The 12,272-nt window shown below is 65.3% G+C and carries 14 protein-coding genes; 6 read left to right on the plus strand and 8 right to left on the minus strand.

What is annotated here, in order from left to right; translation table 11 throughout:
- From QA649_RS03825 to QA649_RS03835, 3 genes are read right to left on the minus strand one after another with little or no spacing between them, the layout of a single operon-like run.
- On the minus strand, positions 1-579 hold the full coding sequence (locus QA649_RS03825; protein ID WP_283023036.1) for a TlpA disulfide reductase family protein: 579 nt from the start codon (positions 577-579) through the stop codon (positions 1-3).
- Positions 572-1,033, minus strand: coding sequence for a DsrE family protein (locus tag QA649_RS03830; protein WP_283023037.1), 462 nt, complete (start codon positions 1,031-1,033; stop codon positions 572-574). The genes QA649_RS03825 and QA649_RS03830 overlap by 8 nt, the downstream gene beginning before the upstream one ends.
- Before the next feature lie 19 nt (positions 1,034-1,052).
- Positions 1,053-1,481: a DoxX family protein gene (locus tag QA649_RS03835; protein WP_283023038.1), complete on the minus strand. Its 429-nt coding sequence runs from the start codon at positions 1,479-1,481 to the stop codon at positions 1,053-1,055.
- Positions 1,482-1,584: 103 nt separating this feature from the next.
- Between QA649_RS03835 and QA649_RS03840 the strand changes: the two genes are divergently transcribed.
- A complete protein-coding gene (locus QA649_RS03840) occupies positions 1,585-2,469 on the plus strand; it encodes a LysR family transcriptional regulator (protein WP_283023039.1) in 885 nt (294 codons plus the stop codon).
- 38 nt (positions 2,470-2,507) lie between these two features.
- Here QA649_RS03840 and QA649_RS03845 read toward each other — a convergent pair whose 3' ends face one another.
- A complete protein-coding gene (locus tag QA649_RS03845; RefSeq protein WP_283023040.1) occupies positions 2,508-3,233 on the minus strand; it encodes an alpha/beta hydrolase in 726 nt (241 codons plus the stop codon).
- A gap of 120 nt (positions 3,234-3,353) precedes the next feature.
- Between QA649_RS03845 and QA649_RS03850 the strand changes: the two genes are divergently transcribed.
- Positions 3,354-4,328, plus strand: coding sequence for a helix-turn-helix domain-containing protein (locus tag QA649_RS03850; protein ID WP_283023041.1), 975 nt, complete (start codon positions 3,354-3,356; stop codon positions 4,326-4,328).
- 190 nt (positions 4,329-4,518) lie between these two features.
- Here QA649_RS03850 and QA649_RS03855 read toward each other — a convergent pair whose 3' ends face one another.
- Positions 4,519-5,664 carry an acyl-CoA dehydrogenase family protein gene (locus QA649_RS03855; RefSeq protein WP_283023042.1) on the minus strand — a complete coding sequence of 382 codons (1,146 nt, stop codon included), beginning with the start codon at positions 5,662-5,664 and terminating at the stop codon, positions 4,519-4,521.
- A gap of 126 nt (positions 5,665-5,790) precedes the next feature.
- Between QA649_RS03855 and QA649_RS03860 the strand changes: the two genes are divergently transcribed.
- Positions 5,791-6,468 (plus strand): alpha/beta family hydrolase, encoded by a 678-nt coding sequence (locus QA649_RS03860; RefSeq protein WP_283023043.1) that lies wholly within the window; start codon positions 5,791-5,793, stop codon positions 6,466-6,468.
- Between the two features lie 4 nt (positions 6,469-6,472).
- On the opposite strand, the gene QA649_RS03865 is transcribed toward QA649_RS03860, so the two are convergent.
- Positions 6,473-7,447, minus strand: a complete 975-nt coding sequence (locus QA649_RS03865; RefSeq protein WP_283023044.1) for a ketopantoate reductase family protein — start codon at positions 7,445-7,447, stop codon at positions 6,473-6,475.
- Between the two features lie 150 nt (positions 7,448-7,597).
- On the opposite strand from QA649_RS03865, the gene QA649_RS03870 reads away from it, so the two are divergent.
- Complete coding sequence (locus tag QA649_RS03870; protein WP_283023045.1) at positions 7,598-8,401, plus strand: enoyl-CoA hydratase-related protein; 804 nt, start codon at positions 7,598-7,600, stop codon at positions 8,399-8,401.
- 3 nt (positions 8,402-8,404) lie between these two features.
- Here QA649_RS03870 and QA649_RS03875 read toward each other — a convergent pair whose 3' ends face one another.
- Together QA649_RS03875 and QA649_RS03880 are read right to left on the minus strand one after the other, a co-directional pair.
- Positions 8,405-8,677 carry a hypothetical protein gene (locus tag QA649_RS03875; RefSeq protein ID WP_283023046.1) on the minus strand — a complete coding sequence of 91 codons (273 nt, stop codon included), beginning with the start codon at positions 8,675-8,677 and terminating at the stop codon, positions 8,405-8,407.
- A 148-nt stretch (positions 8,678-8,825) separates the two neighbouring features.
- Complete coding sequence (locus tag QA649_RS03880) at positions 8,826-9,710, minus strand: LysR family transcriptional regulator (protein ID WP_283023047.1); 885 nt, start codon at positions 9,708-9,710, stop codon at positions 8,826-8,828.
- Positions 9,711-9,821: 111 nt separating this feature from the next.
- On the opposite strand from QA649_RS03880, the gene QA649_RS03885 reads away from it, so the two are divergent.
- Positions 9,822-11,189: an FAD-dependent oxidoreductase gene (locus QA649_RS03885; protein ID WP_283023048.1), complete on the plus strand. Its 1,368-nt coding sequence runs from the start codon at positions 9,822-9,824 to the stop codon at positions 11,187-11,189.
- A gap of 33 nt (positions 11,190-11,222) precedes the next feature.
- Entirely contained in the window at positions 11,223-12,227 is a 1,005-nt protein-coding gene (locus QA649_RS03890) for an ABC transporter substrate-binding protein (RefSeq protein ID WP_283023049.1), read from the plus strand.
- Positions 12,228-12,272 lie beyond the last annotated feature (45 nt).

The raw sequence follows: 12,272 nt of genomic DNA on the forward strand, positions 1-12,272 counted from the left end.
CTAATCGCGCTCGCGATAGAACTGCAGCAGCCGCGCGCCCGCGGTCGAGAGCCAGTCGGGCGCGCCAGTGATGTAGCCCTCGACGCGTCCATCCGTCCCGACGAGATAGGTGATGGGCATTCCGACGATTGAAAACATCTCGGTGGATGCCTGGGCTGCTGCGCCGTAGGCATCGACATAGCAGGCGAGGTTTTGCACGGCGAGGCCGCCGAGAAATGTGCGGATCTTGCGCAGGTCTTTGGTGTCCGTGCAGATCGCGACGATATCGAGCCGGTCGACCCGCGATCCCGCAAGTCTTGCGAGCATCGGCAGGTCGAGCTTGCAGGCGGCGCACCAGGTCGCCCAGAAGTTCACCAAGGTGATGCGGCCCGGCTTCGCCGCCACGGTGACGTCCTTGCCGTGCAAATCCTGAAGCCTGAGCGGTGGCATCAATGCGCGCGGCCGCACCAGTGTGAACTGGCTGCGGCCGGCCTCGAACACCGGCGGCCAGCCGTCCTGCGCGCGGCCCGCGTGCGGGACAGCGAGAGAGGCCGCCGCGGCCATCAGGATCGATCGCCGCGACAGCGCTTCGTCACGCATGGATATAGGCCCAGCCCTTCAATTGCAGATCGGCGACGCGGCCGATGCCGAACGGAACGAGGTTCGCGCCCGGGATCAGCGGGATTGTGATCTGCTCCTTGGCCTCCGCGATCACCTTGGACGAGGCGCACATGCTGTAGGTGAGGTTGGGCAGCGACTGCCGCAGCGTCGCGAGCGGCTCGATCAGCGGCGTCTTGTCCGCCCGGAAAACGTCGATGCCCTTGCCATTGGCAACGACCTCGATCAGCAGTTTCGCGCCTCTCTCGGCAAAATGCTTGGAGAGGTTGGCCGAGTAGCTGATCGCGTGGCCCATGACATAGGGCTCGTTGCTGTCGATCAGGATCACGACGCCGTCGGCGGCACGATCCTCCTTGGCCGAGGCGGTGCCGCCGGCCGTGAGGATCGCGGTGCCCGCGAGCAGGCCCCTGCGGGACCATCCATTGGCAGAGATCATGGCGGAACGCTGCTTCCGGTCAGAACTGACGCGGCGCGATCGGCGCCTTGCTGTTGCGTCCCCACAGCACGAACAGGCTGAGCGCGAGCAGGACGAGGTTGAGCGGTGTCGTCGCGGCCTCGCCGCGCGCGATGTGGAAGACGAATGCAAACACTTGCAGCACCGAGCAGCCCAGCGCGGCCAGCACCGTGAGTCGCGGGAGGATACGGGTCAGCGCCGGCAGGAGAATGCCGATGCCACCGGCGAGATCGACCAGGGCGACGGAACGGACGAACGTTTCGGAATACTCGCCGGCAAATGGCATCATCGCAGCCAGCTGAGGAATCGGCGTGGTCAGCTTGACGAACCCGGCCGAGATGAAGACGAAGGCGAGGACGATTTGGGCGGTCCAGAGGCCGATGCGAAGGGCCCGGCCGGGCGTAGCGGTCTCGAGGGTGGTGGCGGACATGGTGGTTCTCCAGAATGTGAGGGTTGCCACCATTTGATAGTTTCACCATTTTTGATCATTATTCGTTCTAGGATAGGTTCATTTCCTGGATGTTGATGATCGCATGGATTCCCTGGTCAGCATGAGGGTGTTCTGCCTGGTCGCGGAGCTGAAAAGCTTTGCGGCTGCGGCGCAGCGGCTGCGCATCTCCCCCGCCATGGCGAGCAAGCATGTGATGCAGCTCGAGAAGCGGCTGGGAACGCGGCTGCTCAACCGGACCAGCCGGCGCGTCAGCCTGAGCGAAAGCGGCACGCTCTATTTCGAGCAGGCCCGGCAGATGCTGGATTCGCTCGACGAGGTCGAGGCTGCGGTCAGCAAGGCGACCGTCGTCCCGCGCGGCACGCTGCGGCTGACCGCGCCGGTGTGGATGGCGAATGCGATCTTCGCGGGCGTGCTGGCCGACTATCAGGCGCGCTATCCGGACGTGCGCCTCGACGTCGATCTCAGCGGGCGGCTGGTCAACCTGGTCGAGGAGGGTTTTGATCTCGCCCTGCGCGCGACCGCCGCGCCCGAGGAGGCGCTGATCGCGCGCCCCATCACCAACGTGCCGTTCTACCTGGTGGCAGCCCCAACTTTCCTCAAACGCGCAGGCCGCCCGCAGACGTTCGCCGATCTCTCCGGCCAGGCCCTGCTGCACTACGCGCTTTATCCGGGGGAAAGCTTCTCCCTGAACAAGAACGGCACGGTCGAGACCGTCAAGCTCAACCCGGTGCTGCGCAGCGGCAACGAGACGCTGCTGCACATGGCCGCGCTGGAAGGCATGGGCTTCGCCTTCCTGCCGAAATGGCTGGTGACCGAGGACATCGCCAGTGGACGTCTCGTCCATCTCCTCTCCGACGAGGCCATCTTCGAGGGACGACTGCTCGCGGTCTATCCCAGCCGCAAATATCTTTCCGCGAAGGTGAGGACCTTCATCGACTTCATCGCCGCCGACAAGCGGATGAGGTAGCGCCTTACGGCACCGCGAGATCCGTGGCGTAGAGGCTTTCAGTCGCGTCCCGCCTCCATGATCGCCTTGGCGAGGCGTGCCGGATCGGAGAAGCACAGCTCGTGGCTGCCCGGCACCTGCACCAGGCGAAACAGCCCGAGCTTCTCCGACAGCCGTGGATGCCAGCCATAGCTGTGCGGCAGCGCGGTATCCTCGGTGCAGTTGATGTAGGATTTCGCCAGCGGCATCTCGGCCGGATTGGTCTTGAGCGCGATCCTGTCGGTGAAGGTCGCGAGCGGATGCGGATTGAGCACGTCATAGGCGCGCTGCGCCGTCTCGAGATCGGCATCGTTGATGAAGGCTTCGCGCCAGACCGGGAACGGCAGCACCACGGAGCCGTCGCCGCGCTCGGCGGCGATCGCGTCGAACAGTCCGATATAATGCGGCGGCACCATGTCGTTGAGGCACTCGCCATCGTTGGGCACGAAGGCGTTCCAGTAGACGAGGCGGCGGATACGCTCGGGCGCGAGGTCGGCGACACCGGTGATGACCATGCCGCCATAGGAATGGCCGAGCAGGATGACGTCCTCGAGATTGTTCTCGGCGAGGTAGTCGGCGATCGACTGGATCGCTTCCTTCAGCCCTGTCGTCTTGGCATCCCCCGGGCGGTTGCCCTTGATCGTCGGCGTGTGGACCTGATGGCCGTGGGCGCGGATCGGGGCTGCCACAGGCTCGAACTCTGCACCGGTGTGCCAGGCGCCGTGAACGAGAACGTAGGTCGACATGTTGTGGCTCCTCCCGCGGGTGTGATTAGATCGGCGCGGCATCGCCGCACGGCAAATGTGGACCGGCGACGGATTTGTTGCTTGGCTGGAAGTGAACCGGATTGGTCTCGGAGTGAACCGATGCAGCAGATCCCCGTTCCGTCACGCCAATCGGCCTGGAATACCGCGGGCGTGCGACCGAACGAGCAATTCGCCTATTACCGCGAGGCGATCTGCCAGGCATTCATGAACCTGACGCCGGAGCCGGCAGCCGCGGCCGGCTTTCCGGCCAGCGTCGAGCACGTCCGGCTCGGCGATGCCGCGATCAACCGCGTCAGCTTTCCAGAGCATGTGGTCCGCCGCTCCGCCGCCGACATCGCGGCGTCCGATCGCAGCTGCTTCTACCTCAACCTGAAACTGGCCGGGCGCTGCCGCATTCAGCAGGACGGCCATGAGATCAGCCTCTCGCCCGGGCAGGTCGGAATCTTCGACAGCGACCGGCAGTTCGCCCTCCTGCACGATCGCGGTCCGCAGTTGCAGGTCGCTTCGTTCTGGGTGCCGGCAGGCGCGTTGCGCGAGCGGTTGCCGGCTTCGTTCGACGTCACCGCCTGCCGCGTCTCGGACGATCCCTACGTCGGCCACCTCATTGTGGAGACGGCGCGCACGCTGAGCAACGGCGCGCTGCGCATGACCGAGGAGGAGGGCGTGCGGCTGTTTCGGGCGCTGATCGAGCTGGTTGCCGTCAGCCTGTCACGGCGCAGCCGGGAAGGCGCTGCGGAATCGGAGAGTCTCACCGAGACGACCACGCTGGCGTTGAAACGCGCCATTCACCGGCGGCTCCGCGAGCCCGGCCTTGCGGTTGCCGATGTCGCCGATGCGGTGGGCATCAGCGAGCGCTACGTCCATAAACTGCTGGCGAGATCTGGCTCCAGCTTCACCGAATACGTCATCGAGCGCCGGCTCGACGGTGCGGCCAGGAATCTCAGGGATCCCGCAATGGCAGATCGGGCGATCGGCGCCATCGCGTTCGACTGGGGTTTTTCGGATCTCTCCCACTTCACCCGCCGTTTCAAGCAGCGTTTTGGTTGTCGGCCGCGGGACTGGCGTACGCGGTGAGGGCGCTGCTGCACCTCGCCCCGCTTGCGGGGAGAGGTCGGATCGCATCGCAAGATGCGATCCGGGTGAGGGGGACTCTCCGCGAGTCCGTCTCTCACCATATTCGCGGAAGCAGCCCCTCACCCCAACCCTATCCCTGTAAGAACGGGGCGAGGGAGCGCACCGAGCAAGTCGCCTCGGCAGCGCGGAGCTACAACGACCTTGCGATCAACAGCTTCATGATCTCGTTGGTGCCGCCATAGATCTTCTGGATGCGGGAATCGATGAAGATGCGCGAGATCGGATATTCCTGCATGTAGCCGTAGCCGCCGAACAGCTGCAGGCACTCGTCGGCGGTCTGGACCTGCTTGTCCGAGCACCAGTATTTCGCCATCGACGCCGTGACGGTGTCGAGATCTTTCGCGACCAGGCGCTCGATGCACCAGTCCACGAAGACGCGGGCGATCATCGCCTCGGTCTTGCGCTCGGCGAGGGTGAAGGCGGTGTTCTGGAAATCCATCAGCGGCTTGCCGAAGGCTTTCCGCTCCTTGGTGTATTCGACGGTGAGCTTGACCGCGCGCTCCATCGCGGCGACGGCGCCGACCGCGAGCGCCAGGCGCTCCTGCGGCAATTGCTGCATCAGCTGGACAAAACCCTGGCCCTCTTCCTTGCCGAGCAGGTTTTCCGGCGGCACGGTCACGTTGTCGAAGAACAGTTCCGATGTGTCGGAGGCGTGTAGCCCGATCTTGTCGAGGTTGCGCCCGCGCTTGTAGCCATCGGCGCCCGCAGTCTCGACCACGATCAGCGAAATGCCTTTTGCGCCGGCTTCGCCGGTGCGGGCGACGACGATGACGAGATCGGCGGCCTGGCCGTTGGTGATAAAGGTCTTCTGGCCGTTGATGACGTAGGAATTGCCCTGCTTCTTTGCGGTGGTCTTGACGGCCTGGAGGTCCGAGCCGGTGCCGGGCTCGGTCATGGCGATGGCGCCGACCATCTCTCCGCTTGCCATCTTCGGCAGCCAGCGCTTCTTCTGCTCCTCCGAGCCGTAATTGAGGATGTAGTGCGCGACGATCGCGCTGTGCACGGAGACGCCGGTCGTCAGCTCCGGCACCGTGCTCTCGAGGTCATCCAGCACGGCGGCGTCATAGGCGAAGGTCGCGCCAAGGCCGCCATATTCCTCCGGCACGCTCGCGAGCAGCGCGCCCATCTCGCCGAGGCCGCGCCAGGCGAAGCGGTCGACCATCTTCTGCTCGCGCCATTTCTCGGCATGCGGCGCCAGGTCCTTGGCGAGATATTTTCGGAACTGGTCGCGGAAGACGTCGAGCTCTTCGGTCATCCAGGAGGAGCGGTAGGACATGGTTACCTCGGTTGATGCGCGGTTCCGGCTTGGTAAGCCAGGCCGCGGCGGCAATTATTGTGTTTTCAGGCTGCGCCGGTGACGCTACCAAGGCGGCCGTAACAGCGTCTGTCGGGATGTCTGATTGTGGCGACCAAAACTCAAGACCTCAAGCTCGACATCGAGCGCACCGGCACGGTCTCCGCGATCCTGACGCTGCCGGACCATGCGCGCGCCTGCTACGTGCTGGCGCACGGCGCGGGTGCGGACATGCGGCACGCCTTCATGGAGAAGACCGCAGAAGGACTCGCGGAACGCGGTATTGCGACGTTCCGCTTCAATTTTCTCTACATGGAAAAGAAACACGGGCGTCCCGACCAGCCGGCGGTCGCGCACGCCGCCATCCGCGCGGCGGTCGCGGAGGCGGCACGGCTCTGCCCCGGTCTCAAGCTCGTGGCGGGCGGAAAGTCGTTCGGCGGGCGCATGACCTCACAGGCGCAGTCGAAGGCTGCTTTGCCTGATGTCAAAGGGCTCGCCTTCCTCGGCTTCCCCCTGCATGCCGCCAAGAAGCCGTCGTCCGAGCGTGCAGATCACCTCTCCGGCATCGCGATCCCCATGCTGTTCCTGCAAGGCACCCGCGATGAGCTTGCCGATCTCAGCTATCTCAAGCCTGTCGTCGAGAAGCTCGGCCCGAAGGCGACACTGCATCAGGTCGAAGGCGGGGATCACTCGTTTGCGGTGCTGAAGAAGTCCGGCCGCACCAATGGCGAGGCGCTCACAGAGGTGCTGGACGCGCTCGCGGCCTGGATCGACAAAATCGCCTGAGGGCTCAGGCCGAATAAAGCCCCCTGTCGCGCGCCTTCTGGATCGCGAGGGCGGCAATGAGATCAAGTGTCGGCGTCGACAGGCCGGCGGTGCGCGCGAAGGCGGCCGGCGCCTTCACCAGCACGTCGATCTCCATGGCGCGGCCGAGCTCGTAATCCTGCAGCAGCGACGGCTTGTGGTTGGGGGCGGGGCCGCTGCGCGTGACGCGCTTGACCTCGGGGATGAAGTGCTGCGCGATATCGTTGGCCTCGTTCAGCATGCGCGGAATGACGTCCGCAAAGGCCGGGTCGTCGCGCACCCCGCGCGCGGTCTGGCCGGTGAGCAGGCACAGCACCGACAGCGACATGTTGGTCAGCAGCTTTGACCAGATCGCCTCGCGGATTTCTGCGACCGGCGGCGATTCCAGCCGGGCGTCGTTGAGGACGTTGCGAAGCTTGGTGATGCGCTCGCAATTGCGATCGTCGCATTCGCCGATCAGGAGGCGGTTGCGGTCCGGGGTGAGGTTCTGCACCACGCCGGGCGCGGTCACCTCGTTGGAGGAGAAGATGACGCCGCCGATGATCCGCTCCTTCGGGATGCAGGCGCGCAGGCGCCCGCCGGGATCGAGGAAGGAAATGTCCGGCGGTGCCGGGTGCCGCGGCGGCAGACCGATACCGTACCACCAGGGAATGCCGTTCTGCGCGAACACGATCGCGGTGTCGTCCTGCAGCAGCGGCTTGATGCTGGAGACCAGTCCCGTCAGCGCGGTCGCCTTCAGCGTGGAGATCACGACGTCCTGCGGGCCGAGCTGGGCCGGATCCCCTGACGCGTTCAGCTTGGCGGAAACCTCGGAATCGCCGACCCGCAGCTTGAGGCCGCCCGCACGCACCGCCTCGAGATGCGCCCCCCGCATGACGCAGCTGACCTCATGGCCGGCGCGCGCCAGCCGTACCGCGATGTGGCTGCCGACGGCGCCCGCGCCGAAAATGCAGATGCGCATGTTGATCCCGTCCCTGATCCCTTGGTGCCATCAGGCGGCAGCATGACACAAGCCGCCATGCGATGGACGCGGCTGCCCTACGCCGGAAAGATATGGATCAACGCGCGCGGCCTCGGCCATAGTGCGCGGCAAACAACCGGAGGATCGCCGATGACTGCCAGCCCCGTCCTGTGGACCCTCGATGAGCTTGGGGTTGCGACCGTCACGTTGAACCGGCCGGAGGTCAACAACGCCTATGACGGCGCCTTGATCGCCGGCGTGCTCGCGGCCATGGACGAACTCGGCAAGAAGCCGAACCTGCGGGTCGTCGTTCTCAAGGGCAACGGCAAGCATTTCCAGGCGGGCGCCGACCTCAAATGGATCAATGGCGTGCGGCCGCAATCGCCTGAGGCCAACGAGGCGGCCTCGCGCGCCACCTTCGAGGCCGTGCAGCGGCTCAACACGCTGCCGATCCCGACGGTCGCCCTGGTGCAGGGCGGCTGCTTCGGCGGCGGCACCGGCGTGATCGCGGCCTGCGATGTCGTGATCGCCGCCGACAACGCCCTGTTCTCCATCACCGAGGTACGCTGGGGCCTCACCGCCGCGATCATCATCCCGCAGCTCTGCGACGCCATCGGTGTCCGGCAAGTCCGCCGCTACGCGCTGACAGGCGAGCGCTTCGGCGCCGAGGATGCCCGCCGCATCGGCCTCGTCCACGACGTGGTGCCGCTCGCCGATCTCGAAGCCGCAGGCCGCAAGGTGGTCGAGCAGCTGCTCGCCAACGGTCCGGAGGCGATGGCCGAGACCAAGAAGCTCGCGCTGGAGAGCTCGTTCGGCGGCATGGCGGTGGACGATGCCGCCTACAAGCGGCTCGTGCAGCTCCATTCGCTCAAGCGCCAGAGCGCGGAAGCGGCGGAAGGGCTGGCCTCGTTCGCGGAGAAGCGGGCGGGGAATTGGGGTGCCGGGAAAGGTTGAGCCTCAGCAGCCGCGGCAGATGTTGTTGATGCTGCGATAGACGGCGTCGTCGTCCTGCCGCATCTGGCGCAGCGTTTCGAGCGTCTTGCTCTCGGCGGCCGGCGCGGCCGGCTTGCGCTTCGCCGCGAGCTCGTCCTCCTGCCGCTTGTAGCAGGCTTCGCGATCGGGCTTGGCCTGGATGAAGCGGCAGTTCTGCTCCACGGCCGAGGCGGCGGTGGTTGAGATCGCGAGAGCAGTCAGGGCGGGCAAGGCGAATTTCAAGAGTAGCGAATCCATGCGGGCACTTCTGTCAGGTCCGTCATTCCCGGGCAACCGTCTTTTGGCGGGCGTGTAGCCCGGATGGAGCGAAGCGCAATCCGGGGCCGGTGTCCCCGCATTCCGCTGCGCTTCATGCGGGCTACGGCCCTCTCACAAATGATCCGGCCTACAGCGATGGCGCCAGTGACGTTTTCAGCAGTGTCAGCAGCGCCTGCACCGCAGCCGCGTTGCGGCGCCGCTCGGGGATTGCGGCCTTGACCCACAATTCCGGAATCGGGAAGTCGCGCAGCACCGGCTTGAGCGTGCCGTCGCGCAAGGCATCCGCGACGAGGTAATGCGACATCAGCGCGATACCGTTGCCGGCGATCGCGCTGCGCGCCAGCACATGGCCCTCGTTGGAGGACAGCAGCGGACTGACCTGGATGCTGATGCGGCCGCGCGGTCCGTCGAAGATCCATTCCGGTCCCGTCGGCAGGAAGCTGAGGCATCGATGCTCGACGAGGTCGCGGGGATGCTTTGGCGTGCCGTGCTTCTTCAGGTACCCAGGCGAGGCGCAGAGCAGCCGCTTCAGCAGACACAGCGGCTCGTCGACCACGCCGCCGAACGAATGCGGGAAGGCGCCGATGGCGATGTCGAATCCTTCGGTGACGGGATCGACCGGGCGATCGATCAGCACGATTTCTAGCTTGAGACGCGGGTTCTGGGTCTGGAACGCGCTGAAGGCGTCGGCGAGCCGCGCCACCGTCAGTGAGGTCGGCGCCTTGATGCGGAGGTGATCGACGAGATCATGACCCTTCTCGCCCATGCGCGAGAGCAGGTCGGTGGCATCAGTGACGACGCCGCGCGCGCGATGCACGTAGCGCTGGCCGGCTTCGGTGAGCCGTAACTGCCGCGTCGAGCGATGAAACAGCGGCGTGCCGATCCGCGCCTCCAGCTGCGTGACGCGCTTGGCGACGACCGAGGTCGAGACATTGAGCTTGCGTGCCGCGGCGGAGAAGCCGGCGGCATCCGCGGTGGCGAGGAAGGCCTGGAGGTTCACGAGGATGTCCATGTTGACCTTTCTCGATTCGCGAAAGCTGATCGCCTATTTTGATGGATTGTAGCCCGACCCGCGTTAATTCATAGTCGCCCGCAAGCAAGGAATTTTGGGAAGGGACGCGCCATGCGGGCCACGACGATCGAAGAACCAGCGCGCAAGGTGCCGCTCTACGGCGAATATGAAGTCGTGGTGCTCGGCGGCGGTCCGGCCGGCATCGTGGCGGCGGCCTCCGCGGCGCGCGCAGGGCGGAAGACGCTACTGATCGAGCGCTACGGCTTCCTCGGCGGCATGGGCACCGCGGCCGGCGTCACCAATTTCTGCGGCCTGCACGGCAATGTCTACGGCAAGGCGCACCGGCTGGTGCAGGGCATGGCGTCCGAGCTGCTGGCGCGCATCGATCTGCTCAATGGCCTCAACACGCCGCATCTGATCCTGGGCAAGGTGTTTGCCCAGGCCTACGACACCGCGGCCTACAAGATCGCGGCCGATCAGCTGCTCGCAAGTCACAAGGTGCACATCCTCTTCCATGCCCTCGGCGCCGGCGTGGTGATGGGCGATGACCGCCGCATCGACGCGCTGCTGGTCGAAACCAAGGCCGGCCGGCAGGCGGTGCGTGCTGAGATCTTCATCGATTGTTCCGGCGACGGCGATCTTGCAGTCTGGGCCGGTGCGCCGTTCGAAATCGGCGACGAACACGGCCATCCGCTCTATCCATCGATGATGCTCCGTCTCAACGGCATCGATCCCGAGAAAGCGGGCGAGGCCTGGCGCACCATTCCGCAACTGATGGAAAAGGCCCTTGCCGCCGGCACCCACACATTCCCGCGCAAGAGCGCGATCGTACGGCCGCAAAAATCCGGCATCGAGTGGCGGGTGAATTTTACGCAAGTCGCGCGCGAGGACGGCCACGCCATCAACGGCGTCGAGCCCGACGATCTCACCCGCGGCGAGATCGAGGGCCGCAAGCAGGCGCTTGCCGCGTACGAGTTCCTGCGTAGCACCGTGCCGGGCTTTGAAAAATCCTACATCGTCGATCTGCCGCCGCAGCTCGGCATCCGCGAGACCCGCCGCATCAAGGGCGGCTACCAGCTCAGCGGCGAGGACGTGCTCGGCTGCGCCTCGTTCGATGATTCCATCGGCGTCAATGGCTGGCCGATCGAGGCTCATGTTCTCGGCGATGTCGTCTTCATCTTCCCGCCGATCCCGGAATCGCGGGGCTACAACGAGCTGCCCTACCGGATGCTGGTGCCCGAGGGCGTCGACAATCTCCTGGTCGCCGGCCGCTGCGCCTCGATGACCCATGAGGGCCAGTCGGCGGCGCGGGTCTCCGGTGCCTGTTTCGTGATGGGCGAGGCGGCCGGTTCCGCCGCCGCGCTGGCGCTCTCCGGAAACCGGATTCCACGCGAAATCCCCATTGAAAAGTTGCAGGAAACGTTGAAACAACAGGGCGCCTTCATCGGACGGGATCAGCCCGTGCCGGAAGGTCTGTGACGGGCTGCCAAAGAAGACGACGGAGGAAACGGGATGATCGGAATTGCAAGGCTCGCGGCTGCCGGCCTGATGGCGATCATGGCGATGGGCACGGCGCGGGCCGAGGACGCGCTGAAGGCCAAGGTCGGCGTGCTCCGCCTGTCGTCATCCGCGCCCGTCTTCATCGCGCAGGACAAGGGCTATTTCCGCGAGGCGGGTCTCGACGTCGAGCTGAAGTTCTTCGACGCGGCGCAGCCGATCGCGGTCGCCACCACCTCGGGCGACGTCGATTTCGGCGTCACCGCCTTCACCGCCGGTCTCTACAATCTCGCCGGCAAGGGCACGCTGAAGGTGATCGGCGGCATGAGCCGCGAGAAAGCAGGCTATCCCCTGATCGGCTATTTCGCCAGCAACAACGCCTATGGCGCGGGCCTGAAGACGCCGAAGGACCTTGCGGGTAAGCGCGTGGCGATGACACAGGTCGGATCGAGCTTTCACTATTCGCTCGGCCTGCTCGCCGACAAATACGGCTTCAAGCTTGCGGATGTGAAGATTGTGCCGCTGCAATCGCTGTCGAATGCAGCCGCCGCGCTCAAGGGCGAAACCGTCGATGCGGCGTTACTGCCCATCTCCACCGCGCGAAAACTGATGGACGAGGGCGGCGCGAAGTTTCTGGGTTGGGTCGGCGACGAGACGCCCTGGCAACTGGGCGCGGTGTTCGCCTCGCCGAAGACACTGGCCAACAAGGCGCTGGTGACGAAATTCCTCGGCGTGCTCGCGAAGGCCGACCGCGAATATCACGACGTCATCCTCGCCGCGATGAAGGACGGCGTTGCCCCGATCAACGAGCAGACAAAACCGCTGCTGGAGATCATCGCGAAATACACCAACTTGCCGGTCGAGCAGGTGGTCGGCAATTGCGCCTATATCGATCCCGACGGCAAGCTCGACGTGAAGAACGTCGACAACCAGATCAAATGGCTGCAGGAGCAGGGTTTTGCCGACAAGGGCTTTGACGCGGATGCGATCATCGCCAAGGATTATGTGAAGGCGGACTAACCTTTCGTCATTCCGGGGCTCGCGAAGCGAGAAGCCGGAATCTCG

The organism is Bradyrhizobium sp. CB1717, from assembly GCF_029714325.1.
GTDB lineage: Bacteria > Pseudomonadota > Alphaproteobacteria > Rhizobiales > Xanthobacteraceae > Bradyrhizobium.

What these genes read in the sequence shown, in the direction of transcription:
- QA649_RS03840 (WP_283023039.1), top strand. Translation starts at nt 1,585, where the DNA reads ATGGATTCCCTGGTCAGCATGAGGGTGTTCTGCCTGGTCGCGGAGCTG.
- QA649_RS03880 (WP_283023047.1), bottom strand. Translation starts at nt 9,710, where the DNA reads ATGGACATCCTCGTGAACCTCCAGGCCTTCCTCGCCACCGCGGATGCC.
- QA649_RS03835 (WP_283023038.1), bottom strand. Translation starts at nt 1,481, where the DNA reads ATGTCCGCCACCACCCTCGAGACCGCTACGCCCGGCCGGGCCCTTCGC.
- QA649_RS03845 (WP_283023040.1), bottom strand. Translation starts at nt 3,233, where the DNA reads ATGTCGACCTACGTTCTCGTTCACGGCGCCTGGCACACCGGTGCAGAG.
- QA649_RS03865 (WP_283023044.1), bottom strand. Translation starts at nt 7,447, where the DNA reads ATGCGCATCTGCATTTTCGGCGCGGGCGCCGTCGGCAGCCACATCGCG.
- QA649_RS03890 (WP_283023049.1), top strand. Translation starts at nt 11,223, where the DNA reads ATGATCGGAATTGCAAGGCTCGCGGCTGCCGGCCTGATGGCGATCATG.
- QA649_RS03870 (WP_283023045.1), top strand. Translation starts at nt 7,598, where the DNA reads ATGACTGCCAGCCCCGTCCTGTGGACCCTCGATGAGCTTGGGGTTGCG.
- QA649_RS03875 (WP_283023046.1), bottom strand. Translation starts at nt 8,677, where the DNA reads ATGGATTCGCTACTCTTGAAATTCGCCTTGCCCGCCCTGACTGCTCTC.
- QA649_RS03825 (WP_283023036.1), bottom strand. Translation starts at nt 579, where the DNA reads ATGCGTGACGAAGCGCTGTCGCGGCGATCGATCCTGATGGCCGCGGCG.
- QA649_RS03830 (WP_283023037.1), bottom strand. Translation starts at nt 1,033, where the DNA reads ATGATCTCTGCCAATGGATGGTCCCGCAGGGGCCTGCTCGCGGGCACC.
- QA649_RS03850 (WP_283023041.1), top strand. Translation starts at nt 3,354, where the DNA reads ATGCAGCAGATCCCCGTTCCGTCACGCCAATCGGCCTGGAATACCGCG.
- QA649_RS03885 (WP_283023048.1), top strand. Translation starts at nt 9,822, where the DNA reads ATGCGGGCCACGACGATCGAAGAACCAGCGCGCAAGGTGCCGCTCTAC.
- QA649_RS03855 (WP_283023042.1), bottom strand. Translation starts at nt 5,664, where the DNA reads ATGTCCTACCGCTCCTCCTGGATGACCGAAGAGCTCGACGTCTTCCGC.